At 74.7% G+C, this 25,568-nt stretch carries 22 protein-coding genes; 11 read left to right on the forward strand and 11 right to left on the reverse strand.

Annotation, left to right across the window (positions count from 1 at the left end; all coding sequences use genetic code 11):
- Positions 1–30: 30 nt before the first annotated feature.
- From ACFVGS_RS31295 to ACFVGS_RS31305, 3 genes are all read right to left on the reverse strand, one after another.
- The gene (locus ACFVGS_RS31295; protein WP_384410603.1) at positions 31–1,434 is read right to left on the reverse strand and encodes a signaling protein; all 1,404 of its coding nucleotides are present in this window, start codon (positions 1,432–1,434) and stop codon (positions 31–33) included.
- A 150-nt stretch (positions 1,435–1,584) separates the two neighbouring features.
- Complete coding sequence (locus ACFVGS_RS31300) at positions 1,585–3,477, reverse strand: class I adenylate-forming enzyme family protein (protein WP_385695208.1); 1,893 nt, start codon at positions 3,475–3,477, stop codon at positions 1,585–1,587.
- Entirely contained in the window at positions 3,474–5,489 is a 2,016-nt protein-coding gene (locus ACFVGS_RS31305) for a CoA transferase (RefSeq protein ID WP_385695210.1), read from the reverse strand. The genes ACFVGS_RS31300 and ACFVGS_RS31305 overlap by 4 nt, the downstream gene beginning before the upstream one ends.
- Before the next feature lie 143 nt (positions 5,490–5,632).
- On the opposite strand from ACFVGS_RS31305, the gene ACFVGS_RS31310 reads away from it, so the two are divergent.
- Complete coding sequence (locus tag ACFVGS_RS31310; protein ID WP_385695213.1) at positions 5,633–6,886, forward strand: acyl-CoA dehydrogenase family protein; 1,254 nt, start codon at positions 5,633–5,635, stop codon at positions 6,884–6,886.
- On the opposite strand, the gene ACFVGS_RS31315 is transcribed toward ACFVGS_RS31310, so the two are convergent.
- Together ACFVGS_RS31315 and ACFVGS_RS31320 are read right to left on the reverse strand one after the other, a co-directional pair.
- A complete protein-coding gene (locus ACFVGS_RS31315) occupies positions 6,873–8,426 on the reverse strand; it encodes a hypothetical protein (protein ID WP_385695216.1) in 1,554 nt (517 codons plus the stop codon). The two genes, ACFVGS_RS31310 and ACFVGS_RS31315, sit on opposite strands and share 14 nt — an antisense overlap.
- Positions 8,423–10,027, reverse strand: coding sequence for an MFS transporter (locus tag ACFVGS_RS31320; RefSeq protein ID WP_385695218.1), 1,605 nt, complete (start codon positions 10,025–10,027; stop codon positions 8,423–8,425). The genes ACFVGS_RS31315 and ACFVGS_RS31320 overlap by 4 nt, the downstream gene beginning before the upstream one ends.
- Before the next feature lie 217 nt (positions 10,028–10,244).
- Here ACFVGS_RS31320 and ACFVGS_RS31325 point away from each other — a divergent pair, with 217 nt between their 5' ends.
- The 7 genes from ACFVGS_RS31325 to meaB all read left to right on the forward strand — a co-directional run bounded on the left by ACFVGS_RS31325 (position 10,245) and on the right by meaB (position 18,299).
- Positions 10,245–10,943 (forward strand): hypothetical protein, encoded by a 699-nt coding sequence (locus ACFVGS_RS31325; protein WP_385695221.1) that lies wholly within the window; start codon positions 10,245–10,247, stop codon positions 10,941–10,943.
- A gap of 74 nt (positions 10,944–11,017) precedes the next feature.
- Entirely contained in the window at positions 11,018–11,746 is a 729-nt protein-coding gene (locus tag ACFVGS_RS31330) for a sigma-70 family RNA polymerase sigma factor (protein ID WP_385695223.1), read from the forward strand.
- Positions 11,747–11,972: 226 nt separating this feature from the next.
- On the forward strand, positions 11,973–12,239 hold the full coding sequence (locus tag ACFVGS_RS31335; RefSeq protein WP_384410579.1) for a hypothetical protein: 267 nt from the start codon (positions 11,973–11,975) through the stop codon (positions 12,237–12,239).
- Positions 12,240–12,383: 144 nt separating this feature from the next.
- Positions 12,384–13,001 (forward strand): histidine phosphatase family protein, encoded by a 618-nt coding sequence (locus ACFVGS_RS31340; RefSeq protein WP_384410577.1) that lies wholly within the window; start codon positions 12,384–12,386, stop codon positions 12,999–13,001.
- Between the two features lie 261 nt (positions 13,002–13,262).
- Complete coding sequence (locus ACFVGS_RS31345; protein WP_385695225.1) at positions 13,263–15,080, forward strand: methylmalonyl-CoA mutase family protein; 1,818 nt, start codon at positions 13,263–13,265, stop codon at positions 15,078–15,080.
- A complete protein-coding gene (gene scpA / locus ACFVGS_RS31350; protein WP_384410571.1) occupies positions 15,080–17,302 on the forward strand; it encodes a methylmalonyl-CoA mutase in 2,223 nt (740 codons plus the stop codon). The genes ACFVGS_RS31345 and scpA overlap by 1 nt, the downstream gene beginning before the upstream one ends.
- 4 nt (positions 17,303–17,306) lie before the next feature.
- Positions 17,307–18,299, forward strand: a complete 993-nt coding sequence (gene meaB, locus ACFVGS_RS31355; RefSeq protein ID WP_385695228.1) for a methylmalonyl Co-A mutase-associated GTPase MeaB — start codon at positions 17,307–17,309, stop codon at positions 18,297–18,299.
- Positions 18,300–18,384: 85 nt separating this feature from the next.
- Here the strand turns inward: meaB and ACFVGS_RS31360 are convergent, their stop codons facing one another.
- The gene (locus ACFVGS_RS31360) at positions 18,385–20,649 is read right to left on the reverse strand and encodes an RICIN domain-containing protein (protein ID WP_385695231.1); all 2,265 of its coding nucleotides are present in this window, start codon (positions 20,647–20,649) and stop codon (positions 18,385–18,387) included.
- A 210-nt stretch (positions 20,650–20,859) separates the two neighbouring features.
- Between ACFVGS_RS31360 and ACFVGS_RS31365 the strand changes: the two genes are divergently transcribed.
- Positions 20,860–21,876 carry a LacI family DNA-binding transcriptional regulator gene (locus tag ACFVGS_RS31365; RefSeq protein WP_384410562.1) on the forward strand — a complete coding sequence of 339 codons (1,017 nt, stop codon included), beginning with the start codon at positions 20,860–20,862 and terminating at the stop codon, positions 21,874–21,876.
- On the opposite strand, the gene ACFVGS_RS31370 is transcribed toward ACFVGS_RS31365, so the two are convergent.
- From ACFVGS_RS31370 to rpmG, 5 genes are all read right to left on the reverse strand, one after another.
- Entirely contained in the window at positions 21,861–22,652 is a 792-nt protein-coding gene (locus tag ACFVGS_RS31370) for a DUF4239 domain-containing protein (protein WP_384410559.1), read from the reverse strand. The genes ACFVGS_RS31365 and ACFVGS_RS31370 overlap by 16 nt on opposite strands.
- Positions 22,653–22,816: 164 nt before the next feature.
- Positions 22,817–23,053, reverse strand: coding sequence for a 30S ribosomal protein S18 (rpsR, locus tag ACFVGS_RS31375; protein ID WP_384410556.1), 237 nt, complete (start codon positions 23,051–23,053; stop codon positions 22,817–22,819).
- Between the two features lie 152 nt (positions 23,054–23,205).
- Complete coding sequence (locus tag ACFVGS_RS31380) at positions 23,206–24,357, reverse strand: CobW family GTP-binding protein (protein ID WP_385695235.1); 1,152 nt, start codon at positions 24,355–24,357, stop codon at positions 23,206–23,208.
- Complete coding sequence (locus ACFVGS_RS31385; protein ID WP_385695238.1) at positions 24,357–24,602, reverse strand: type B 50S ribosomal protein L31; 246 nt, start codon at positions 24,600–24,602, stop codon at positions 24,357–24,359. The genes ACFVGS_RS31380 and ACFVGS_RS31385 overlap by 1 nt, the downstream gene beginning before the upstream one ends.
- 55 nt (positions 24,603–24,657) lie before the next feature.
- Complete coding sequence (gene rpmG / locus ACFVGS_RS31390) at positions 24,658–24,822, reverse strand: 50S ribosomal protein L33 (RefSeq protein WP_376630849.1); 165 nt, start codon at positions 24,820–24,822, stop codon at positions 24,658–24,660.
- 67 nt (positions 24,823–24,889) lie between these two features.
- Between rpmG and rpmB the strand changes: the two genes are divergently transcribed.
- Both rpmB and rpsN read left to right on the forward strand, forming a co-directional pair.
- Positions 24,890–25,126, forward strand: coding sequence for a 50S ribosomal protein L28 (gene rpmB / locus ACFVGS_RS31395; RefSeq protein ID WP_384410547.1), 237 nt, complete (start codon positions 24,890–24,892; stop codon positions 25,124–25,126).
- Positions 25,126–25,431 (forward strand): 30S ribosomal protein S14, encoded by a 306-nt coding sequence (gene rpsN, locus ACFVGS_RS31400; protein ID WP_384410544.1) that lies wholly within the window; start codon positions 25,126–25,128, stop codon positions 25,429–25,431. Before rpmB ends, rpsN begins: the two co-directional genes overlap by 1 nt.
- The last annotated feature ends 137 nt before the right edge of the window (positions 25,432–25,568 follow it).

Consider the following 25,568-nt stretch of genomic DNA (forward strand, 5'->3'; position numbering starts at 1 on the left):
CGTGATCACACCTGCCGCGGCGCGGCCGGCTCAGCTGGTGAAGTAGCCGTCGTCGAGACCGATCCAGCCGGTGAACGCGCGCTGGTCGTAGATGCGCAGCTGGCCGTCGGCGAGGACCTCCCACCGGAGGGTGAAGGAGCCGGTGACCCCGGAGCCGGTGGTCTGGCCGACCATGCCCTGCGTCCGGTGGGGCCGGATGTGCGGCGGGAGCGTGAGGACCGTCTCGCCGTTGCCCCACGCGGCACCGTCCTTGCGGTACAGGCGGAGGTGGAGGTCGACGCGGTTGCCGACCTGCCGGTACTGGGGCACGTAGTTGCCGGAGTTGGGCGCGTAGACGGCGGTGTCGTAGTCCAGTTCGGTCCACGGGACGTGGTCGCCGGTGCCGTCGGTGGTGCTGGTGATGCCGTAGAGGGCCATCTGGCGCGGTCCTGGTTCTCGGGTGGCGAAGCCGAAGACGAGCTGCGGCCCCTCGGGCGTCTGGCGGACGGTGATGGCTTCGGTCTCGCGGTGGGACAGGTCGAGCGCGGTGGTGTTGAAGCTCCGCTCGATGATCTGGCCGGTGGTGATGTCGTAGACGTTCCACCAGGAGTTGCCGGGCCGCGGGTTCGTGTCGCCGTAGGCGCTGCCCTCGTTCTGGTGGACGAGGTCCCCGTAGAGACACCAGGCCTGGGTGCGGTAGCGGGCCGGGAAGGCGTGCAGCGGGGTGAAAGCCCGGCTCTTGAAGGCGTCGAGGTCGTAGACGCGGTACTCCTCGGCGCCGGGCGCCCCGTGCCGTACCCCGATCCGGCCGTGCGCGACGTCCAGGGACGGGGTGAGGCGGACGGATCCCGGGACCGGGTCGAAGACCTCGATCAGCGGGCTTCCCGCGTCGACGACGGCGTCGGGGGTGAACGCGACGCGACCGATGTGCTTGCCGTAGGCGTTGCCCTCGGTGACGGGGTCCGCGTCGGTCTCCAGCCAGAGCCAGGGACGGCCGTCGGCGTGTTCGACGCCGAGCCCGCCGCCGTGGCCGAAGCCCCTCAGGTACATGACGGCGCGTACGGTGCCGTCGGGAGCGACCTCGTTGACGCACAGGTCGCCCCGGCGGGCGCGCTCGCCTTCGGGCAGGGTCACGGTCTCGTCGGCGAGCCGGCGACCGTCACTGATGACCTGCGTGACGTACGCGAGGCCGGTCACCGGGTCGAAGGCGACCTGCTGGTGCACCCTGCCCTGCTTGAGCAGGATCTCCCTGCCGAACAGGTCGACGGCCCGGGCACGCAGGTCGAACCTGTTGCGCGCGTTGAAGACGGGTCCCGGCAGGCCCTCGGAGGCGAGGGCCGCTGGGAGGGCAGCCTGTTGGCCGGCTGCCTGGGCGGCCGCCTCGGCGGTTCCGGCGGGAGCGAGGACCGGAGCCGCGACCATGGCGGTCAGGACGGTACGGCGGGTCAACGGCATGACGGACGCCCTTCGTTGCCGTCGGCGGGGCCGACGGTCCGGGCGACGGTGGCGTCCGCGGCCTTCGACGAGCTGCGGCACGGTATGCGGGCGGAACAACGAGCCATCAGCGTGCAAGGCCCCCTTCCAAGATCAACACCTACGGTGGCGTCATCCTCGCACACCGAGTGACGGACCTGATCGGTCGAGCGACGGCCTGACGGTGCGGCGCAGGGCCGCGCGGTCGGGCTTGCCGGCGGCCGTGAGGGGCAGTTCGGGCAGCACGAGCAGGTGCTCCGGGTGCTTGTGGCGGGCGAGGCCGCGCACGGCGAGGTGGGCGCCGAGCTCGGCGAGGTCCGGGGCCCGGTCGCCCCTGGGTACGAGGCAGGCGGCGAGCCGCTCGCCCATCAGCGGGTCCGGCACGCCGACGCAGACGACGTCGCGCACCAGCGGGTGGGAGACGAGCTCCCGCTCGACCTCGGCGGGGCTGATGTTGGCGCCGCCGCGGATCACGACGTCCTTGAGGCGCCCGACGACGTGCAGCACGCCCTCGTCGTCGAGGAAGCCGAGGTCTCCGGTCCGCACCCAGCCCTCGGGCGTGCGGTAGCGGGCGTCGAGGTCCGGGGAGGCCACGTAGCAGAGCGGGGTCATCGGCCCGCGCGACACGATCTCGCCGATCTGCCCCTCGGGCAGCGGCTCGTGCGTCTCGGGGTCGGCGATGCGGATCTCGGCGACGCGGGGATCGGGGTGGCCCGCGACGACTCCGGTGCGGTCGGTGGGCGGCACCGTGTGCCGGAGGCCGGTGTGGCAGTTGACGCCGTCGGCCGAGCCGTAGAGGTTGACGACGGGACAGCCGAAGGCCTCGGCCGCCGCCTTCGCGGTCGTCTCGTCGAGGGGCGCGCCGCCCACGACGAGCGCGGTCGGGGCGGGCAGCGGGTCCGCCGGCCCCGGCCGCGGGCACGGCAACGAACCCGCCGGAGCTTCTGGCGCCTCCGATGCCTCCACGGCCCCCGATGCCCCCACGGCCTCCATGGCCTCCACGGCCTCCACGGCCCCCACGGCCTCCACGGCCTCCACGGCCCCCATGGCCTCCATGGCCTCCATGGCCTCCATGGCCTCCATGGCCTCCAGCATCATGCGGATCATCGTGGGCACGCCGAGGACGTGCGTCGGACGGTGTTCCCGTACGGCGGCGAGCGCGGCCTCGGGCGTGAAGTGGTCGAGGAGCACGAGCGTGCCGCCGTGGCGGGCGAGGGTCACCGCCGTGCCGTTCGAGCCGAAGGCCGAGGCGAGCGGGACCAGGAAGAGACAGCGGGGCGGGGTGCCGTCGGGCATGAGGGAGCCGAGGAAGTTCCCGCGCCCGCCGGCCAGGGCGTTGTGCGAGTACGCGACCATCTTCGGCTCCGCCTCCGATCCGGAGGACACGAGGATGCGGGCGGCACCGTCGGGATCCGGGCGGGCCGGAACGAAGCCGGCGGGGTCGGTGCGCAGCAGCGCGCGGAAGGGAATCGTTCCCTCGGGCACGCGGGCCGACGTGGGTGTGCGGGCGCCCACGGGTTCCGTACGGGCCGCGGCGTGGTGGTCCGGGGCCGTGGCGATCACGTGGCGCAGGGCCGGCAGCGCGGGCGCGAGGGCCCGGAGGTCGGCGGCCGGCGTCCTGCCGCGGTGTTCCGTGGCGGCGACGACCGCCACCGCCTCGGCCCGCCGCAGCAGGCACTCGGCCTCCGCGGGACCGCGTCCGACCGGGAAGGGCAGGGCGACGGCGCCCAGGGCGGCGACGGCCAGGTCGGTGACGACGGCGTCACGCGCGTCCGGAAGCTGTACGGCGACGACGTCTCCGGCCCGGATCCCGAGCCCGCGCAGGCCCTCGGCGAGGGCGCGGACCTTGCGGTCGAGTGCGGTGTAACAGAGCTTGCCCTTGGCGTCGAGGACGGCGGTCCGGTGCGGGTCGGCGATCTGTCTGGCCCGGAACAGGCTGTAGAGGTCGAGGTCGGGACAGGTGCCGTCGGCCGCCCACGAGCGGCGGAGTCCGGCGGGCAGCAGGTCGTTGAGGGCGACGGTCACGCGAAGCTCCAGGGTTCGGGAACGGCGGGGGCGCCGTGCGCGTCCCGGCCGATCGGGCCGGACAGGCGCGGGTCGTGGTGGAGGGCGGAGAGGTCGGTGGTGACGGCGGTGGCCGTCAGGCCGTGGGCGCGCAGCTGGTCGAGGGCGTCCTCGGCGCACATGCCGCGCAGGTCGTACGCGGCGGCGGCGCGGAGGCAGGCGTCGGTCGGGGCGATCCAGCCGTCGGACGCCGGGAGCGGGTGGCGGAATCCGGCGGGCGGCCGGGGGTCGGCTCCGGCGGCGGCTCTGCGCAGGGCCGGGGCGAGGAGGGTGTCGGCGGCGCCGAGGAGCGAGGAGTCGACGCGTACGCCGCGCCCGGTGCGCTCGCGCAGGAGGAGGCCGGCGAGGACGGCTTCGGCGCCGTGGAGTCCGCCCAGGACGTCGAGGAGCGTCATGAGGGACGGTACGGGCGGTTCGCCGGCCGGGTGGACGGCCTCGCCGACGGCGGTGCGGGCCTGCACCATGAAGTCGGTGCCCATGGGCGCGTCGTCGAGCCGGTCGGCCCAGCCTCCCGTGTAGGCGTAGACGAGGGACGGGTTGACGGCGGTCAGGTGCTCGGCGTCGAGTTCGAGCGCGGCGGCCTTCCCGGGAGCCCAGTTGTGCAGGAACACATCGGCGTCGGCGGCGAGTTGGCGCAGCCGTCGCCGGTCTGCGGGCGACTTGATGTCGAACTCGGCGGTCTCCTTTCCCCTGTTGAGCGCGAGCCAGCGGGCGGAGACTCCGGCGCAGGTCGGCGGCATGCCCCTGAGCGGGTCGCCGCCCGGCGGCTCGATCCGGATCACCCGGGCGCCGAGCAGCCCCAACAGGTGGGCGGCGAGCGGTGCTTGGATGCGCCGTCCGGCTTCCAGGACGGTTACGCCGGCGAGGGGAAGACCAGGCGCGGGCGGCACGCCGAGGGCGGTTCGGCCCGCTCCCAGGGAGCGCAGGTGCCACGGGTCGGCGCCGTCGTCCTCGCGGGCGCGCTCGGCGAGCGTGCGCAGGCGGCACACCTCGATCCCGGCCGGCGCGGACGCTCCGGTGGCCGCGGCCGCCCCGGTGACCGCGGCCGCCCCGGTGACTGCGGCCGCCCCGGTGGCCCCGACGGCCGCGGCGGCCTGCCGGATGCGCTGCCAGGTGTGGCGCCGGGTCACCTCGTGGAGGGCGCCGGGCAAGGGGGCGCAGGCGGTGGCGTACCGGAACTGGAAGGGCCGCCAGCCCGCTCGTATCGCGTCTGCGGGAGCCTGGAGCGCGCGCCAGAACGCGAGCCAGGCCCCGGCATCGAGCGTCTCCAGCTCGAAGAGGACTCCGTCGGCGGAGGTGAACGGCGGTCCGCCGGGGGTGGGCTCGCCGGGGGCGGGTCCGCAGGTGGCGGGTTCGACGGCCTCGGGTTCGTCGGCGCCGGCGGCGGCGAGGTACTGGGAGACGGCGAGCAGGCCGGCGCGGTCGGCGGAGGCGGTCACCCACGCCGCCTGGGCGCCCGTGGCCACGGCGGTGCCGGGCGACCGGCCGCCGCTCCGGGCGGTCGCGGTCACGCCTCGGGCCTGGCCGACGAGTGCGGCCAGCAGGCCCTGTGCGGCGAGGACGCCGGTGGCGGTGGCCAGGTAGTCGACGCCCAGTCCGCGCGGGGCTCCGTGGCGGCGGCCGTGGACCGCCATCACGCCGGTGGCGGCCTGCGCGGTGGCCTCGTCCTCGATGCCGGAGCCCGCCGCGCCCCAGGTGGTGACGGCGGTGACGGGCGCGAAGCCGTCGCCGGCGAGCACGATCTCCCCGGCGCCTGCCGCCCGCGACGCCGGATCCGCCGCCTCCGCCCGGTTCTCCGCCTCCCTCTCCGACGCCGGGCGCGGGTCCACGGCCCCGAGCCGGCGCAGGTGGTCGGCCGCGGTACCGGTCAGGGCGGCGGGCCCGGCGACGGCGATGACCAGTCCGCCCAACGGGCGCGCGCGGCCGGACGGGCGGCGGGCCGAGGTGGTGTGCGTGGTCGCTGGTGACGCCATGCCTCTCCTCATCTCCTGGCGCGGCGTGGGCCGGCGCGCGGGCGTGTCACTGCGTGGGAACCGAGGGGCGGTCGGGCCCGACCACTTCCACGGACAGGCAGTCGGACGCGTGTTCTGTCGAGTTCCCGAGACGGAGGTAAACAGTGACGGATCATGACGTACCGGATGCTCGTGGTGACAGGGACGCCGGCCTCCTGCGGAAGCGGGTGGAGGCGTTCGTCCGTGACCGGGTGTTCCCGTGCGAGTCCCGGCTGGACGCCGGCGGCCCCGTCGCCGCGGAGCTGAGGGCCCGGCTGCGCGCCGAGGCCCGTGAGGCGGGGCTGTGGGCACTGCCGTTGCCCTCCGAACTCGGCGGCGGCGGACTGCCGTTGCGGTCGTATGCCGCGCTCGCGGAGGCGGAGGGCGCCAGCGACCACGGCCCGGCCGCCCTCGGGTCGGCTTCGCTGCTCGACGTGACCATGCTGTCCCGGCACGGCTCGCCCCGGGTGCGGGCGGAGTGCCTGACGCGCCTGGTCTCCGGTGAGCTGCGGGCGTGTTACGCGATGACGGAGCCGGACACGCCCGGCACCGAGCCGGCGCTCACCGCCACCCGGGCGGAGCCGCGCACGGGTGGCGGCTGGAGCGTCACCGGGCGCAAGTGGTTCGTGTCGCACGCCGGGGACGCGGATCTGGTGACCGTGCTCGCCCGCACGAGCGGGTCGCCCGGGGACCGCGACGGCCTGTCGCTCCTCCTCGTGCCCACCGGCTCCCCTGGCTTCCGCGTCGTCCGCGAACTGCCCGTGCTCGGCGCGACCGGCCCGTACGAGATCGCGTTCGACGGGGTCGAGGTCGCGGCGGACCAGCTGGTCGGCGAACCCGGCCGCGCGCTCGCCGTCGCCGGCGAGCGCTTGCAACTCGGCCGGACGCTACGGGCGTTGCGATGGATCGGTCAGGCCCAGCGGGCGTTCGACCTCATGTGCGGACGCGCCGTCGCACGCCGGGGCGCCCGGGGCCCGCTGGCCGACCGGCAGCTGGTCCGACAGCACGTGTTCGAGGCGCTGCTGGCACTGCGGACGGCTCGACCGCTCGTGTACGAGGCGATGGCCCTGGTGGCGGAGGGCCGCGACGCCCATGTGGAGGTGGGCCTGGCGAAGACGGCGGCGGCGCGCACGCTGCAGGAGGTCGCGGACCGTGCCGTCCAGGTGTTCGGCGCGGCCGGGCTCGGCCCGGACACTCCGCTTCCCGCCCTGTTCCGGACCGGGCGGACCGCCCGGATCCTCGACGGCCCCGACGAGCAGCACGTCTCCTCCGTCGCCCGGCGCGTCCTGCGCGGCCACGCGGACGCGGCCCAGCTCCCGCCCCCGCCCCCGTTCTCACCCTCGCCCTCGCCCCCGATCCCGCCGGTCACACCCGTCTGAGGTCCGCCCGGCCGAGGAGCGCGGCCAGGCCGAGGGCGAGGAAGTAGTCGCCCCAGACCAGTTCGTGCCGGACGGCCGTGCCGCCGCGCGCGTCGTAGCAGCCGCCGAGCAGCATCCCGGCCGGGAGGGAGCCGGGCGGGACGGAGCCTGGCGGGAGGGAGCCGGCGGCGAGGGAGTCGGCCGGGAGGCAGCCGGCCGGCCGGGTGAGGTGGGCGGGCGACGCGAGCCGGTGCAGGACGGCCGCCGCCCGGGCGGCGCACGCCGGGGCCCACGCGGCGGCACCGGGAACCCGCGCCAGCTTCAGCAGGGCGACCGCCCCGATGGCGGCGGCGGAGGTGTCGGACGGCCCCTCGGGGCGGCGGGCGTCGGCGGGCGGGACGAGGGGTCCGGTGAGGAACGCGCAGCTGTGGAGGAGGAGTTCGGCGGCGTCGGTCAGCCGGCCGACGCGCCAGACGGCGGGGTCGTCGTCGGCGGCGCACGTCAACGCGTCCGCCACGGCGAGGAGGAGCCACGCCTCGCCTCGGGTCCAGCCTGGCGCCGGGTCCGCCTCGGCCGTCCAGCCGCCCGCCGCGTCCCGGCGCCAGGCCGGAACGGGACGCCGGGCGGCCGTGGGCGGCAGGCACAGGTCCAGATGGCGGTGGAGATGCGCGGCCGCCGCCGCCCGCCCTTCGGGGCCGGCGGTCGCCAGGAGCGGTACGAGGCCGGGAACACCGTCCGCACGCGCCCGCAGCCGAGGGCCGCCGAGCGCGGAACCCCACGGAACCAGCCCGAGCACCGGATCGAACCCGGCGAGGACCGCATCCGCCGCCCGCTGACGCAGCACGCCGACGCTCGCTGTCCCGCCCACGCTCGCGGCCTCGCCATGGCCGCCCCTTCGGCGTTCGTCCGTACCGTCGCCGTTGCCGCCGCTGCCGTCGGCGACGGCGGTCTCCGTCGCTCGTCCGCACGCCGCGCCCACGCCGACGGCCTGGCCGACGGCCCCGCCCCGACCTTCGGGCCCGTCCCCGCCCTTCCCACCGGCGCCGCCGCTGCCGTGGCCGCCGTGGCCGCCGTGGGCGAGGGCCCCCTTCAGCGCCTGACCGTGCATCGCGACCGCGTCCGGGGCGTCGCCCCGACTCTCGTGCCCGCCCCCGCCCTTCCCGCCGCTGCTGTCGGCCACAGCCGCCTCCGTCGCCCGTTCGCGCTTCGTGCCGATACCGGTGCACGCGCCCTCGGCTTCGTCGGCGAGGGCGGTGCCGTACCAGAGGATGAGCCCGCGCGTGGCCGTGTCCGCCCCGACCCAGGAGGCGAGCCGCGCCGTGGCCGCGGTCGCGCGGGCGTGGTCGGTGCGGCTGCCGGTGTGCCGTGCCCGGAGCCGGAGGAGTCCCGCCCAGAAGCCGCCGGTCCACGAGCCCCGGCCGGTGGTGGTCCACCGGCCGTGCACCGGGTCCGCGTACAGCGGAAAGCGGTCGCCCACCTGCTCGGCGGTCTCACCGACCCGCCCGAGCAGCAGCCCGAGGGCCTCCTCGGCCCAGCCGGTGCCGGGGTCCCCCGCGGTCATGCCGCCGCACCCGTTCCCGTACGACGGTCCCGCAGCACCCAGGCGAGCGCGACGGCCCCCGCGACCGCGAACTCCACCGCGACCAGGAGCCAGCCCCGGCCGTACCGTGCGCGCTCCGCGAGCAGGCCGAACAGCGGCGGTCCGACGGCGAATCCGGCGAAGAACCCGGCGGCGACGAGCGCCGAGTCCTGCCCGGCCCGGCCGGGCGCGGAACGCTGCATCACCAGCACCATCGAGACCGCGTTGCCCGACACGGCGAACACGCCGACCGCCACGGCGGCGGGCCACACCAGCGGTTCGACGCGGACGGCGGCGGCGAGGAGCACGGCAGCGAGGACCGCGCCGCCCGCGAGCCCGGCGGGCAGCCAGGGCGCGCGGCCGGGAGTCGCCGCCCGGGCCCAGCCGACGCGGCCGCCGATCCCGGCGACGCCTAGGACGGCGACCAGGACGCCCGCCATCGTGGGCCCCATGCCGAGGCGTTGGGCGCCGAACAGCGCGAGGTAGGTGTTGACGGACGCTATCCCGGCGCCGAGGAAGAGCGAGAAGGCGGCGAGCCAGGGCACGGGACTGCCGGAGGCGGCAGGTGACGGGGGGCGAGACCCGGCGGGAGGCACGGCGGGAGGCGTGACGGGGGGTGCGGCGGGAGGCGTGCTGAGGGGCCCGGCGGGGACCGCCTGCCGAGGGTGGTCGGCGAGCGGTACCGGCCCCGCCTTCGGCGGCGAGCCCGCGTCGGACACCGAGGGCGCCACCGGTATCGGTATCGGTATCGGTATCGGTGCCGATGGCGATGGCGATATCGGTGCCGATACCGGTGCCGGTAGCGATGTCGGTGCCGATGGCGTTGTCGGTGCCGACGCCTGTGGCTGTGCCGGTATCGGCGCCGGTTCCGATGCCGGTAGCGATGTCGATGCCGATGGCGTTGTCGGTGCCGACGCCTGTGGCTGTGCCGGTATCGGCGCCGGTTCCGGTGCCGAGCCTGCCCGGACGGCCGGGCTCGCCGTCATCCGCCGTGGGGCGTCGGGCGGCAGGGCGCGCCACGCCCACACGGCCGCGAGCAGGGCCGCGGCGGCGGCCAGCCAGACCGCGCCGCGCCAGCCGACGAGGCCGGCGGCCGCCGCGAGCGGCAGGCCGGCGGCGAAGGCGCCCAGTTGGACCCCGGACTGTTTGGTGCCGGTCACGGCGCCCCGCCTCGGTGCCGGGACGGCGGCCAGGATCGCCTTGTTCGTGGCCGGGTTGGCGAGCGCCTGAGGGAGGCCGCCGAGCGCGACCGCCGCCAGGAGCAGGCCGGGGCCCGGCGCCGCGCCGATCAGGCCGAGTGCCACGGCCGAGACGGCGAGCAGCGCCACGAGCGCTCGGCGAGGGCCGGTCCGGTCGACGATCCGGCCGCCGGCGGGCGAGAGCACGGCGGCCGTGCCGAAGCCGACGGTCGTGGTCAGTCCCAGCAGGGTTTCCGAGACGCCGAGCCGTTCGACGAGACGGGGACCGAGGGCGCCGATCAGGAAGAGCTGCATCATCGAGAACGCCATCGCGGTCGTCAGCAGCGCGGTCAGCCCGCGCGCCTCCGGCGTGCCGGTCGGTCCTTCGGTGTCCGCGCTCGTCACGTGTGGTTCCTCCTTCCGTACGACGGTCCCGGCCGCCCGGCCCGGCCGCCCGTCGTCGACGTCGAGAAGTCGTCCCGGACGTGCCGCGAGTTCCCGAGGCGCTCTTGTGGGGCGGGCCACAGTGGCGTACTCATGGGCCGACAGGTCGAGGGGGCGGCCTCCAGGCGGCCGTTCCCGCCCTCATGCCTCCGAGGAGGGGTGCAAGGATGGGCGCGCCATGACAGCAGGCCGATGTTCGCGAGGCATGCGGGCCGCGACGTTCGCGGCCGTGTGTGTGCTGCTCGCGGCCACCGGCCACATCCTGATGTCCGGCCGGCCGGTGCCGGTCGGGACGCTGTCGCTCGCGCTGGCCGGGACCGTGGCGGTCGCGTGGGTACTGGCGGAGCGCGAGCGCGGTCTGTTCGCGGTCACGGCCGCCACGGTGACGGTGCAGAGCGCGCTGCACGCTTTGTTCTCCCGGTCCGGGCCGGCCTCCGTTCCCCTGCCGGACCACTCGCCCATGGGCCACTCACCCATGGGCCACTCGGCCCACGCCCATCACCTGATGAGCGGTCAACCCGGCATGCCGGCCATGCCCGCCATGTCACCTGACGCATGGGCCACGACGGCGCACGCGCCCTCCGACATGACAGACATGTCCTCGACTTCCGGCATGCTGTCGGCGCATCTTCTGGCCGCGCTCCTGAGCGGCCTGTGGCTGGCGTACGGCGAGCGCGCCGTCTTCCGCCTGGCGCGGGCCCTGCCCCTGGGGCTCTTCCGGCCCCTGCGCCTCCTCCTCGCCGCGTTCGTACCCGTGACGGCAACGCGCCCTCGCCCGCGCCCCGTCCGCGCCGCCGACGAGCGCGCCCCGCGGCGGCTCCATCTCGCCCATTCCCTCATCACCCGGGGTCCTCCAGAGGCACTCGCTGTCCTTTGACAGCCGGCTCCTCATCACCGGCGCCGCCGTCCGCGCGCCGCCGGATTCCCTTTGCCTCGTAAGGACTTGTGGTGATGACTGCTGCCCACGACACCCTCATCCGGCGCCAGGGGCCGCCTCGGCCGTCCCGCTCCGCGCACGCGCCGGACGCCGCCGCCGACGCGGCGACGACGCTGCTCGCGCTCGCGGCGCGGGACGGCGACCCGGCCAAGGCCGACCTCTTCGTCCGGGCTCTGCACCGCGACGTATGGCGGTACGTGGCCTACCTCAGCGCCGACCGCCAGGCGGCGGACGACCTGACGCAGGAGGTGTTCCTCCGCGCGCTGGCCGCGCTGCCGCGCTTCCAGGGGCGTTCCTCGGCGCGCACCTGGCTGCTGTCGATAGCCCGCCGTACGGTCGTCGACAGCCTGCGGCACGCGGCCGCACGGCCCCGGCTGTCCGATCACGACGACTGGCAGGCGGAGGCCGAACACACCCAGCCGCGCGGGCTGCCCGGCTTCGAGGACGGCGTCGCGCTCGCCGAACTCCTGGCCGCGATCCCGGCCGAGCGGAAGGACGCCTTCGTCCTCACCCAGCTCCTGGGTCTGCCGTACGCGGAGGCCGCCGAGGCCATGGGCTGCCCGGTGGGCACGATCCGCTCGCGCGTGGCGCGGGCCCGCGCCACCCTGGTCGCCCTGGTGAGGGGAGACGGGGACTCGCCGGAGTCGGCGTCGGGGGCGGGGCCGGAGGCGGACTCAAGGCCGGCCTCGGCCGACCGCCCGCCGGCCCGCAGACGCTTCACCCGGGCGCCGGCCCTCGCCTGACCCCGGCGTCGGCCCCGGCCCTGACCGCGGCCGGGGCCGAGGTCCGGGTCAGGGGCCAGGGGCGCCCGCGGACCCGCACGGAACCCTCCGGGAACCGGAGGGCCCGGCCGTCCGACTCCTCGGGTGACACGTTCACGTTCGGCATGTTCGGCAGTTCGGCATGGTCGGCGTGTTCGGCATGTACTGCATGCTTCGGCATGTTCCGGCGATCGGAGAGGCGCGACCGATGGAGAGTCCCCGAGCATCCTCGCCCCCTGGCGCCGGTGCGGTGGGCCGGGCCCTTGCCCGTGCCCGCACCCGGCGGGTCCCGGTCCCTCCGTCCGTCGCCGTCGGAGGGTTCCTCCTGCTGCTCGCCGTGGTCTTCTTCGGGTCGTACGCGCTGGGTGCGGCCGTGGGGCCCGTCGGCGCTCCGGCGGGCTCCCGCTCCACGCCCACGTCCGCACCCACGCCGGCGGACGACCCGGGCGCCCCGCACCACGGCACCCACCGGTGACCGGACGGCGCCGGTCACCGGTCGCGGGGCGGCCCTGCGCGTCACCGCGCGCCCGGCCGCCCTGTGGGGATAGTCTCGCCAGCCCCGGATCGGAGCGCGTCGTGTCCCTTCTCCTCCCCTCCCGCCGCACGAGGCGGGCCGTCCATGGGTGACCTCCTGCTGGTCCGTCACGGTGCGACGGAGTGGAGCGCCGACGGGCGGCACACCGGCCGTACCGATCTTCCGCTCACCGCGGCGGGCGAGGCCGAGGCCCGTACGCTCGCGCCGTACTTCGCCGGGCGTTCCTTCGCGTTCGTGCTGACCAGCCCGCTCCGCCGGGCCCGGCGGACGGCGGAGCTGGCCGGGCTGCGCGGTGCGGTGGCCGACGCGGACCTGTGCGAGTGGGACTACGGCGGCTACGAAGGCCTGACGACGGCCCGGATCCAGGAGGACCGGCCGGACTGGTCGCTGTGGCGCGACGGGGTTCCGCCCCGTCCGGACGGGCGTCCGGGCGAGTCGGCCGAGGACGTGGGGCGCCGGGCCGACCGGGTGCTCGCGCGCCTCGCGCTTCCGTTGTCCGCGTCCGACGAGGACGGCGTCGTGGTGGCGCACGCGCACCTGCTGCGCGTGCTGACCGCCCGCTACCTCGGTCTGCCGGCGTCGGACGGACGGCTGTTCCTGCTGACCACGGCCAGGCTCGGGCGGCTGTCGAAGGAGCACGGACTGCCCGTCGTGGCCGGCTGGAACCAGCGGCCCCTGCCCGCGACCGGCGCCCGCGAGTAAGGCGCCCCGGCGCGCCAACCCGCGCTCGTCCGGAACCCTGTTCCGCGCCTGGCCGGAGACTCGTTTCGAGCCGGTACGGGCGCTTGTCTCCGCCGCCGCCCCCGCCCTGTCCCCGCCCGTCCGCGGCCCGTCCGCGGCCCGTCCGCGGCCCGTACCGGCCCCGAGCACGGACGGCACCCGGGATCAAGGCCATCCCGAAGAGGTCAAGGTCACAGCTGATCACACTGCTGTGACTTTAGGGCGCTGGCCTAGCATCCGGGCATGACTGTGCTGCCTGACGACGGCCTCTCCCTGGCCGCCGAGTTCCCCGCAGCGACCCATGCGCAGTGGCAGCGCCTCGTGGCGGGCGTGCTGAGCAGGTCGGGCAAGGACGTTCCCGAGACCGAGGCCGAGGACGCGCTCTCCACCGCGCTGGAGGACGGCCTGCGGGCCCGGCCGCTGTACACGGCCGCCGACGGCGCGCCGGACGCCGGCCTGCCCGGTTTCGCCCCGTTCGTGCGCGCCGGCCGCGCCGAGGGCAACACCGCGGGCGGCTGGGACGTGCGCCAGCGTCACCGCGCGGCCGACGCCGAGGCGGTCCTCACGGACCTGGAGAACGGCGTCACGTCGCTGTGGCTGGCCGTCGGGCCGGACGGCGTCGCGGTGGAGGAGCTCGACCGGGTCCTGCGTGACGTGTACCTGGACCTGGCCCCGATCGTCCTGGAGGCCGGGGCGGAGACCGCCGCCGCGGCCGACGAGCTGCTCTCGCTGTACGAGCGCCGCGGTGTCGCTCCCGAGGCGGCCCGCGGCAACCTCGGCGCCGATCCGCTCGGCACGGAGGCGCGCACGGGCGCGGCCTACGACGGCGACGGCTTCGCCGCCACGGTGGCGCTGGCGCGGCTGTGCGCGGAGTCGTACCCGGGTCTGCGGGCGCTGACGGTGGACGCCCTGCCGTACCACGAGGCCGGAGGTTCGGCCGCGCAGGAGCTCGGCTGCTCGCTCGCCACCGGTGTGGCCTATCTGCGGGCGCTCACCGGAGGCGGTCTGAGCGTCGAACAGGCGCTGGCCCAGCTGGAGTTCCGCTACGCGGCCACCGCCGACCAGTTCCTGACCATCGCCAAGCTGCGGGCCGCGCGCCGCCTGTGGGCGCGGGTCGCGGAGGCCTGCGGCGCGCCCGCGGCCGGGGCGCAGCTCCAGCACGCGGTCACCTCGTCGGTGATGATGACGGCCCGTGACCCGTGGGTGAACATGCTGCGGACGACGGTCGCGACCCTCGCGGCCGGCGTGGGCGGCGCCGAGTCGGTGACGGTGCAGCCCTTCGACCACGCGCTCGGCCTGCCGGACGCGTTCTCGCGCCGGATCGCCCGGAACACCTCCACGATCCTGGTCGAGGAGTCGCACCTCGCGCGGGTCATCGACCCGGCCGGCGGATCCTGGTACGTGGAGTCCCTCACCGACGAACTCGCGCAGGCGGCCTGGGAGTTCTTCCAGGAGATCGAGCGGTCCGGCGGTCAGGCGGCCGCGCTGCGCTCGGGTCTGGTCGGGGACCGGCTCGCGGCGACCTGGGCGGAGCGTTCGAAGGCGCTGGCCAAGCGGCGCGAACCGATCACCGGTGTCAGCGAGTTCCCGTTCCTCGCGGAGAAGCCGGTGGAGCGCGAGCCCGCGCCCGCCGGTCCCGGCGGCGGTCTGCCGCGGGTCCGCCGCGACGAGGCGTTCGAGGCGCTGCGTGCCCGCTCGGACGCCCATCTCGCGGCGACCGGGGCACGGCCGCGCGTCTACCTGGCCGCTCTCGGCCCGGCCGCCGCGCACACGGCACGGCTCACCTTCGCCGCCAACCTCTTCCAGGCCGGCGGCATCGAGCCGGTCACCGACGGCTCCTTCGCGGACAGCGGCGCCACCGAGGTCTGCCTCTGCTCCAGCGACGCGCTGTACGAGGAGCGGGCCGCCGCCGAGGCGGCGGAGTTCCGCGCCGCCGGGGCCACGCACGTCGCGCTGGCCGGGCGCCCCGCGGCGTACCCGGACGCCGACTCGTACGTCTTCGCGGGGTGCGACGCGATCGCCGTGCTCTCCGCCACCCTCGACCGCATGGGAGTGTCCTGATGGGAATCCCCGACTTCACCGGGATCGACCTCGGATCCCCCGCACCGGCCGGCAGCGCCGACGAGTGGCGCGCGGCCGTCAAGCGCGCCTCCGGCGGGGACGACCTGCTGTGGGAGACGCCGGAGGGCATCGCGGTCAAGCCGCTGTACACCGGCCGTGACCTGGAGGACGTGGACTTCCTGGGCACGTACCCGGGTGTGACGCCGTACCTGCGCGGCCCGTACCCGACGATGTACGTCAACCAGCCGTGGACCATCCGCCAGTACGCGGGCTTCTCGACCGCCGAGGAGTCGAACGCCTTCTACCGGCGCAACCTGGCGGCCGGCCAGAAGGGCCTGTCGGTGGCCTTCGACCTGCCGACGCACCGCGGTTACGACAGCGACCACCCGCGCGTCACCGGCGACGTCGGCATGGCGGGCGTGGCGATCGACTCGATCTACGACATGCGGACGCTGTTCGACGGGATCCCGCTCGACAGGATGTCGGTGTCGATGACGATGAACGGCGCGGTGCTGCCCGTGCTGGCGCTGTACATCGTCGCGGCCGAGGAGCAGGGTGTGCCGGCCGAGAAGCTGGCGGGGACCATCCAGAACGACATCCTCAAGGAGTTCATGGTCCGCAACACCTACATCTACCCGCCGAAGCCGTCGATGCGGATCATCTCCGACATCTTCGCCTTCACCTCGCGGAACATGCCGCGCTACAACTCGATCTCGATCTCCGGCTACCACATCCAGGAGGCCGGTGCGACGGCCGACCTGGAGCTCGCGTACACGCTGGCGGACGGGGTGGAGTACATCCGGGCCGGGCGCGAGGCCGGTCTGGACGTGGACGCGTTCGCGCCGCGGCTGTCGTTCTTCTGGGCGATCGGCATGAACTTCTTCATGGAGATCGCCAAGCTGCGCGCGGCCCGCCTCCTCTGGGCCAAGCTGGTGAAGGAGTTCGACCCGAAGAACGCGAAGTCCCTTTCGCTGCGGACCCATTCGCAGACCTCCGGCTGGTCTCTGACCGCGCAGGACGTGTTCAACAACGTCACCCGGACGTGCGTCGAGGCGATGGCGGCGACGCAGGGCCACACCCAGTCGCTGCACACCAACGCGCTCGACGAGGCGCTGGCGCTGCCGACCGACTTCTCGGCCCGCATCGCCCGCAACACCCAGCTGATGATCCAGCAGGAGTCGGGCACGACCCGGGTCATCGACCCGTGGGGCGGCAGCGCGTACGTGGAGCGGCTGACCTACGACCTGGCGCGCCGGGCCTGGCAGCACATCCAGGAGGTCGAGGCGGCCGGCGGCATGGCGCAGGCCATCGACGCGGGCATCCCGAAGCTGCGCGTCGAGGAGGCCGCGGCCCGTACGCAGGCGCGGATCGACTCGGGCCGTCAGCCGGTGATCGGCGTCAACAAGTACCGGGTCGACGGGGACGAGCAGATCGAGGTCCTCAAGGTCGACAACTCGTCCGTGCGGGCCCAGCAGATCGAGAAGCTGCGCCGGCTGCGCGCCGAGCGCGACGAGCGGGCCTGCCAGGACGCGCTCGACGACCTCACGCGGGCGGCGGGCGGCGACGGCAACCTCCTCGAACTGGCCGTGCGCGCGGCCCGTGCCAAGGCCACCGTCGGCGAGATCTCGGACGCCCTGGAGAAGGTGTACGGGCGGCACGCGGGCCAGATCCGTACGATCTCCGGCGTGTACCGCAACGAGGCAGGACAGTCGCCGTCCGTGGACGGCACCCGCGCGCTGGTGGACTCCTTCGAGGAGGCCGAGGGCCGGCGCCCGCGCATCCTGGTGGCCAAGATGGGCCAGGACGGGCACGACCGCGGCCAGAAGGTGATCGCGACCGCGTTCGCCGACCTGGGCTTCGACGTGGACGTCGGCCCGCTGTTCCAGACGCCGGCCGAGGTGGCCCGGCAGGCCGTCGAGGCGGACGTGCACATCGTGGGCGTCTCGTCGCTGGCGGCCGGTCACCTCACGCTCGTCCCGGCGCTGCGGGAGGAGCTGGCCGCGGAGGGCCGCGAGGACATCATGATCGTGGTCGGCGGGGTCATCCCGCCCCAGGACGTGCCGACGCTCCTGGAGATGGGCGCCGCCGCGGTGTTCCCGCCCGGCACCGTGATCCCGGACGCGGCGGCGGACCTGGTGCGCCGGCTCGCCGCCGGTCTGGGCCACGAGACGGCCGGTCCGGGGCACGACGGGGCCGGCCCGGAGGACGGGGACGGCCAGTAGCCCGATGGCCATCGACATCGACACGTACGAGAAGGGTGTGCGGGACGGGAGGCGCGCGCTGGTGGCGCGCGCGATCACCCTGGTGGAGTCCACCCGGCCCGCGCACCGCGTGCTCGCGCAGGAGCTGCTGACGCGGCTGCTCCCGTACAGCGGCCGGGCCCGGCGGATCGGGATCAGCGGCGTGCCCGGGGTGGGCAAGTCCACCTTCATCGACGCCTTCGGCACGATGCTGACCGGGCTCGGGCACCGGGTGGCGGTGCTGGCCGTCGACCCGTCCTCGACGCGCACCGGCGGCTCGATCCTGGGCGACAAGACCCGCATGGAGCGGCTCGCGGTCGACCCGGCGGCATTCGTCCGGCCGTCGCCGAGCGCGGGCACGCTCGGCGGTGTCGCCAAGGCGACCCGCGAGTCGATGGTGGTGATGGAGGCCGCCGGATACGACGTCGTCCTCGTCGAGACGGTCGGCGTCGGCCAGTCGGAGACGACCGTGGCGAACATGGTCGACTCGTTCCTGCTGCTCACCCTCGCCCGCACGGGCGACCAGCTCCAGGGCATCAAGAAGGGCGTGCTGGAGCTCGCGGACGTCGTCGCGGTCAACAAGGCCGACGGTCCGCACGCGACCGACGCCCGCGCCGCCGCGCGCGAACTCGCGGGCGCGCTGCGCCTGATGCACGGCCAGGAGGCCTTCTGGACGCCGCCGGTGCTGAGTTGCAGCGCCCGTGAGTCGACCGGTCTCGACGAGGTGTGGGGGCGGCTGGAGAAGCACCGCGCACTGCTCGACGCGACCGGCCGTCTCCAGGCCCGGCGCCGGGAGCAGCAGGTCGACTGGGCCTGGTCGATGGTCCGTGACGAGCTGCTCGGCCGGCTCCACTCCGACCCGGCGGTCCGGGCGCTCGCGCCGGAGGTGGAGCGGCGGGTCCGGGACGGCGAGCTGACGCCGACGCTCGCCGCGGAGCGGATCCTGGACGCGTTCGGAGACGGCGGCCGTACGACCTAGGAACGTCGCACGGCCCAGGGACGTCGTACGGCCTGCGGACGTCGTACGGCGCGCGGGCGGGGGGTGCGCCCGCGCACCGGAGCCGTCAGCCCGCGGCGACCGTCCACTGCTGCAACGCGGCGGCCGTGTCCGGTTGTTGGGTGACCGGGGCGCCGTTCGTGGTGGACGCCGTGGTCAGCAGCAGGCCGCTGCCGACGGAGGCGACGGTGTGGGCGCCCGAGGGCAGCCGGACGATCCGCCAGCGCTGGTTGGCCCCGCCGTGGCAGGTCCACTGGATGACGCGGGCGCCGGCGGCGGCGGAACCGCCTTCGATGTCGGCGCACTTGCCGGACGCGCCGTTCCTCATCTCGTAGCTGCCGTCGGCCTGCCGGGTCAGGGTCCACTTCTGGTTGGCGCCGCCGTTCGGCGTCCAGGTGACCAGCTGGGTGCCGTTGGCGGTGCTGCTGTCCGGGTCGTCGAGGGCCTTCCCGCCGGTGGTGAGGGTGCGGACGCCGTCGAGCGGGGACGGGGCGTCGCCGGTGGCGGTGAGCGTGAGGTTCTGCTCGCCCGCCGTCCGGCCGCCGCCGCCGACGGAACTGCCGCTGGTGTCGGTCCAGTTGCGGGCGGGAGTGGTCTCGGCGAGCCGGGCGGAGTCGCCCGACAGGCCGAGGACGAGGCCGCTGTAGCGGTTGACCAGCTTGTACGTGCCGGTGGGCGTGTTGTCGGCGGCGGAGGCGCCGCGGATCACGAACCACTCCTGGCCGGCGGTGGAGCCGCCCGCGCCGGCCGCGGTGACGGTGGGCTTCGCGCCCCAGGCGCGGCCGGCGGTGCCCGAGGCGGGGACGCCGAGGAGCTGCCCGGTGGAGGCGTTGGCGATGCGGTAGGAGCCGTCGCCCTTGGCGGTGAAGATCCACGATTCGAGCGGGGAGCCGGTGGCGGAGGCCAGGGAGGTGGTGGCGGAGCCGCCCGCGACCTGGGCGAGGACGCGCCCGCCGGCGCTGCCGAGGCGATAGGTCCTGGTGGTGTCGACCGGGGCGGCGGGCCGGTCGGTGTCGATGCTCAGGTTGACGTATTCGCTGCTGGAGCCGCCGGAGCAGCCGAACGAGCAGTACGCGCGGAAGTCCCTGCCGACGATGCCGGAGCCGGTCCGGGTGCGGGCGTCGAGGAACCAGCGGTACCAGGAGGCGGTCTTGTAGCTGCCGGTGTCGCCGAGCCGGAACCACTTCTGGGTGGTGAGGTCGTCGGTGGCGTACAGCTCCTGCGGGGCGTTGCCGCTCTGGTCGACGGCCTGCGGTTCGCCGACGTACAGGCCGAGGTGGGCGTTCCAGGTGATGTCCATGACGAACAGCGGTGAGGTGGGCGGGGTGAGGCCGGCCGCGACCTGCTGGCTGACGGTGCCGCTGTTGGCGGGGTCGTACTCCTTCGTCGTGGGCACGTAGCCGGTGGTGCCGGTGGAGCCGACCGGGACCATGGTGCTCTCGCGGCCGCCGACGCCGGGCTGGGACCAGCTGCCGCCGTACCACTTCTGCCAGGAGCCGCGGGCCATCTTCGAGGCGATCGGGGCGCGGGCGACGTGCCCGTGGAACGCGGCCCAGCCGCCGCCCTTGTTGACGATGCGGGAGCCGTAGAAGACGTAGAAGTAACCGGACGCGGTGTCGACGAAGAGCCGCGGGTCGCCGGTGCCGTAGTGGTACGTCTGCTGCGGGAAGGCGGTGGTGTCGCCGCGCCTGGTGCTGTACGGCGAGGTGATGACGTGGTCCTTGACGGTCCAGGTCCTGCCCTGGTCCTTGGAGACGGCGTAGTCGATGCCGTCGTAGTGGACGCCGTCGGCGAAGGGCTGCGGGGTGAACTCGTTGTGCACGAGGCCGTACCAGTCGCCGGTGTCCGGGTCGACCCACATGCCGGTGAGGTCGCAGTAGTTGCGGTGGGCGTAGCCGCTGCCGGCGGGGGCCTGGGTGGACTCGACGCCGGTGGGGCTGTTGTTGCAGCGCCAGGTGGTGTCGTTGTTGCGGTCGTTGGCGTTGGCGGGGTTGACGGCGTCGCTGACGGCGGCGGACCGGGTGGCGGTGTCGAGGTCGGTGCCGGTGAAGAAGGTCCACTTCCGGGGGTCGTCGGCGCCGTAGAGGGCGTGCGCCTGCTGGAACCAGAAGGTGCCGTCCTTGTCGATGTAGGGGCTGGCGGGGGTGTCGTCCGGATGGGTCCAGGAGCCCTTGGCGCCGACGGTGACGGTGTAGGTGGCGGTCGGGGAGGCGGCGGTGGCGGAGGCCTGGGCGGTGGGGCCGGGCGCGGGCGCGGCGAGCGCGCTGCCGCCGGTCACGGCGAGGGCCGCCGCGGCGAGCACGCCCACGACTCTGGAGCGCGGAGTGGTCACGAGTACTCCCTGATGGAGGGGGGCCGGGATCGGGAGGTGCCTGTGGTGGCACGGACCCTAGGGCTTCTTTGACCGGTAAAACAAGACTCGGTACGGCACCGGGGACCAAGCCCCGGAGAGCGGCGCCGTGGCGAACTCCGGGGCGGCCTTGACCCGTTCGGGGGGCGGGGCTACGGTGCGACCTCACGCGAGCGGTGCGACGGGGGCGCGATGGTGACCATGCAGGACGTGGCCGAACGGGCCGGCGTCACCAAGCAGACCGTCTCGAACGTCGTCACGGGCCGGGTGGCCGTGCGCCCCGCGACCGAGGCGCGGGTACGGGCCGCGATCGCCGAACTCGGTTACGTGCCCAACCTGGTGGCCCGCTCGCTGGCGACGGGCAGCACCCGCACGGTGGGCCTCCTCGTGCCGACCGTCTCCGCGCCGTTCTACGCGGACGTGGTCGAGGAGGTGGAGGACGCGCTGGAGGAGCGCGGCTACCACCTGCTGCTGTGCACGACGCGCCTCGACGGCGAACGCGCCCGGCGGCACCTGGCCGGGCTGACCAGCCGCTCCGTGGACGCCCTCCTGATCGCCGGGGACCAGGGCCTCACCGGACATCTGCCGTTGCTTGCGGACGCCCGCTTCCCGGTGGTGCTGTGCGCGTGGGAGGCGCCGCTTCCGGACGGCTTCCCCGTCGTGACCGTCGACTACGAGCACGGCGGCCATCTGGCGGGCCGTCACCTGCGCGAGCTCGGCCACGAACGCGTGGCGGTCCTCGCCAGCCCCGCCCACACCGTACGCGTGGAGGGCTTCCGGCGGGCCTTCCGCGAGGACGGCGTCACCGTGCCGGACGGCGCCGTCCACCTGGCCGCGGCCCCCACCTTCCGCGGCGGACTCGACGCCGCCCTGACCGCCCTGCGGGCGGACCCCGCCACGACGGCCCTCTTCGCCACCCATGACGTGCTCGCCGCGGCGGCGATGGAGGCGGCCCGCCTCCTCGGCCGCTCGGTGCCCGCGGACCTCTCCGTCGTCGCCCACGACGACACCCCCGAGGGCCTGCTCTCCCGCTCCGCGCTCACCGGCGTGGTCCTGCCCAAGCGCGAGATGTCCCGGCAGGCCGTCGACCTGGCCCTCCACGCGATCGCCGCCCCCGCCCGGCCGACCCCCCGGCCGCGCCTCCTGCTCCCCCGTCTCAGCCCCGGTACGAGCACGGGCCGCCCGGGACCGCGTCAGGGAGACCAGTAGCGGGCGAGGGCGCCCTCCTTGTACGGGGCCGGGGTCACGCTGAGTTCGCCGGCGAACGGGCGGTCGAGGACCACGACCAGGAGGAGGCTGAAGCCGATGAGCGCGGCCACGGAGGCGACGAAGAGGAGCTGGATGCGCAGTTTGCGCATGCCGTAGAGGAAGGTCAGGGGGATCAGGACGAGCGCGCCGCCGAAGGCCAGGACCTGGAGCAGCGGCGGGAGTTGCTGCTCGGCCATGGTGAGGCGGGCCCGGCGCTGGGAGGCGACGTCGTCGAGGTGGCCGACGGCCTCCTCGTAGAAGACCTCCTCGCGGGCGGTCTTCGGCTCGTAGGCCTGGAGCACGTCGTAGACGGACTGGAGCTTGTTCGCGGTCGCGCCGTGGCTCGGTTCGCCGGCCCGCATCCGCGGCCACTGGTCCTCGACGACCGAGTGGACGTAGTCGCTGAGCGCGGCGTCGACACCGGCGCGGACCGGTGGCGGGAAGGCGGCGGCGTCACGGGCGATGAGGGCGGCGTCGGTGGCCTCCGCCGCGACGATGGTCTGGGTGTTCTCCAGCTGCGTCCAGAGGGTGACGATGACGAAGGCGAGGATGATCCCGTAGATCGCGCCGAACATCCCCAGCGTCACCCCGACCATGTCGTTGTGCTCGCCGCCGGACAGCGACGGGTACCTGCGGCGCATGACGACGCTGCCGGCGACGGCGAGGAGGACCGTTCCGCCTACGGTGACGGCGGCCAGGGTGAAGGTGCTGAAGTGATTGAGCAGCCAGAGGGACATGGGCGCGAAGTCTAGGGTTGCGGCCTTCGTCCGAATCCCGCGCGGCGGCCCGTGCCGGGCGCTCCCGCAGGGTGATCACGGTGCGGCGCGGGCGGATTCCACCCCAACGGGTGACGGCGTGATCGCCGTCGGGCCCGGCGGCCGGGCCCGACGGCGGGCGCGGATCAGCGGCTCGCGTACGGCAGCAGGGCCATCTCCCGGGCGTTCTTGATCGCGGTGGCGAGGGCCCGCTGCTGCTGCGCCGTCACGCGCGTGACCCGGCGGCTGCGGATCTTGCCGCGGTCGGAGATGAACTTGCGGAGCAGATCGGTGTCCTTGTAGTCGATGTACGTGATGCCTGCCGCGTCGAGCGGGTTGGGCCGCGTCTTGACGGGCTTGCGGTGGTCGGTGCGTCGGGCCATGTGCGGTTCTCTCCTGCGTGTGTACGTGGTGGTGTGTCGCGTCTCCGCGGTTTCGGTGGTCACCGCGTGCGGACGTGATCGGGTGCGGCCGTGATCGGGTGCGGACGCAATCGGGTGCGGACGTGATGACGTGGACCGGTGGTGCGTCCCGGTCAGGCGGCGTCCAGCAGCGCGTCGAAGGCCGGCGGCAGCCGCTTCCAGGCCTCGGGTCCCGAGGCGTACTCGGCGTCCGTGAGCAGGCAGGAGTCCAGGAGCCGTTCGAGGCCGTCGCGGTCGAGGCCGGGCGACGTGAACACGAGGTGCTGGCAGCAGTCGCCGTGGTCCGGGTGCCAGTCCAGGGCCGCCGCCGCCCGCCGCATCGGCGGGACCATCTCCCACGCGGCGTCGGGCAGCGACGCGAGCCAGGGGCCCGCGTTCTCCACGCACAGCGCTCCGCCCGCCGCGTCCCAGGCGAGCAGGGTGTCGGGGCGGTCGGCGAGCCAGAACCGGCCGCGGCTGCGGGCCGCCGCGCAGCACAGGTCCTCCAGGGCCTGGTAGAGGCGGCCCGGGTGGAAGGGCCGGCGGCGGCGCCAGACCAGCGTCGCGACGCCGGCCTCGTCCGCCTCCTGCGGCAGCAGCGCGCACGCGGGATGCTGGGCGGCGGCCGCGGTCTCGACATCGAAGCCGGCGAGCGCGGCCCGGGCGAGTTCGACGGAACCGGCCGGCACGCGCAGCGCCGTGGGGTGCAGCTGGGCGAGGAGCGCGCGGTCCTCGTCGTCGGCCTCGTCGCTGTCGACGACGGCGAGGACCGGCGCGTACTCCAGCTGCCGGGCCCAGGTGTCGCCGACGGTGCGCTGGTCGGTGGGCGCGGCGGCGAGGCCGACGTCGGCCAGGTCGTCGCCGTTGCCGAGGTACGGCAGGACGAGCGCGGGGTCCACGGCGGTGATCACGCCGGTCAGGGCCAGCCGGTCGCCGCCGTGCGCGGCGATGACCTCGGCCATGGCCTTCGGTTCGACGGAGTCCCACAGCTCGACGACGGCGAGCCGGGTCAGGCCGCCGTCCGCGAGGCGGGTCAGCTCCGGCACCAGGTCCTCGCGCAGCGCGCAGCAGGCGCAGTCGTTGACGAGCGGGGTCTCCCCGTGGGACAGGGTCTCGGAGGCGTCGCGCACGGTGCGGAGCACGGTGCCGTCGGGCGCGTCGGTCAGGTCGTGGTGGAGCGCGACGCTTCCCGGGACGGTCCGCAGGAGGCGTTCGACGACCTCCTTGCGGGCCTCGGAGTGGAGCCCGGCGACGATCGCGACGGGCAGCTGGTGCTCGCCTCCCATCAGCGGGCTCCGTAGCGGCGCTCGAAGCGTTCGACGCGGCCGGCGGTGTCGAGGACGCGGGCGGTGCCCGTGTAGAAGGGGTGGCTCGCCGAGGAGATCTCGACGTCGACGACGGGGTAGGTGTTGCCGTCCTCCCACTCGACGGTCTTGTCGCTGCTCATCGTCGAGCAGGTGAGGAAGGCGGTTCCGGAGGCGGAGTCGCGGAAGACGACGGGGCCGTAGGCGGGGTGGATTCCAGGCTTCATGGCAGGGACTCCCAGGGGTCGGAGGTCGGGGGGTGAGGGCGTTCGGGGCCGGGGGTCAGCGTTCTTCGCGGAAGTCGACGTGCCGGCCGACGACGGGGTCGTACTTGCGCAGCACCAGGCGGTCGGGGTCGTTGCGCCGGTTCTTGCGCGTCACATAGGTGAACCCGGTGCCGGCCGTGGAGCGGAGCTTGACGACCGGGCGGATCTCGTTGCGTGCCATGGGCGCTAGTATACGACAATGGTTTTCATTACCGATAACCATTCCCGTCGAGAGGGGTAGCCCGACCATGTCCGCCCACTGCCAACTGACCGGCGCCAAGCCGGGATTCGGCAACGCGATCTCCCATTCGCACCGCCGCACCTCACGCCGCTTCGACCCGAACATCCAGCGGAAGCGCTACTGGCTGCCGAGCGAGGGCCGGTACGTCCGGCTCACGCTGAGCGCCCGGGCGATCAAGACCGTGGACGCGATCGGCATCGAGGCCGCGGTCGCCCGGATCCGTGCGCGAGGAGGCCGCGTCTGATGGCGAAGAAGAGCAAGATCGCGAAGAACGAGAAGCGCAAGAAGATCGTCGAGCGGTACGCCGCCCGCCGGGCGGAGCTCAAGGAGGTCGTCCGCCGCCCGTCCTCCACTCCCGCCGAACGCGCCGACGCCCTCGCGGAGTTGCGGCGCCAGCCGCGCGACGCCAGCGCCACCCGGGTGCGCAACCGCGACAGCGTCGACGGCCGCCCGCGCGGCTACCTCCGCACCTTCGGCCTCTCCCGGGTGCGGACCCGGCAGCAGGCGCACGCGGGCTTCCTGCCGGGAGTGACCAAGTCCTCCTGGTGAGCCGTACCGGCTGATAAGGCCGGAAGGGCCGGAATAGCCGGAAGCACCGGAAAATGGCCGGGCGGGGGTGGTGCCGGGTTAACGAGACCACCCCCCCCCGGCCGGCCGCCACTGCTAACTCCGAACAGGGACGGAGC

Source organism: Streptomyces sp. NPDC127114 (assembly GCF_042677525.1).
In the GTDB taxonomy this organism is placed as follows: domain Bacteria; phylum Actinomycetota; class Actinomycetes; order Streptomycetales; family Streptomycetaceae; genus Streptomyces.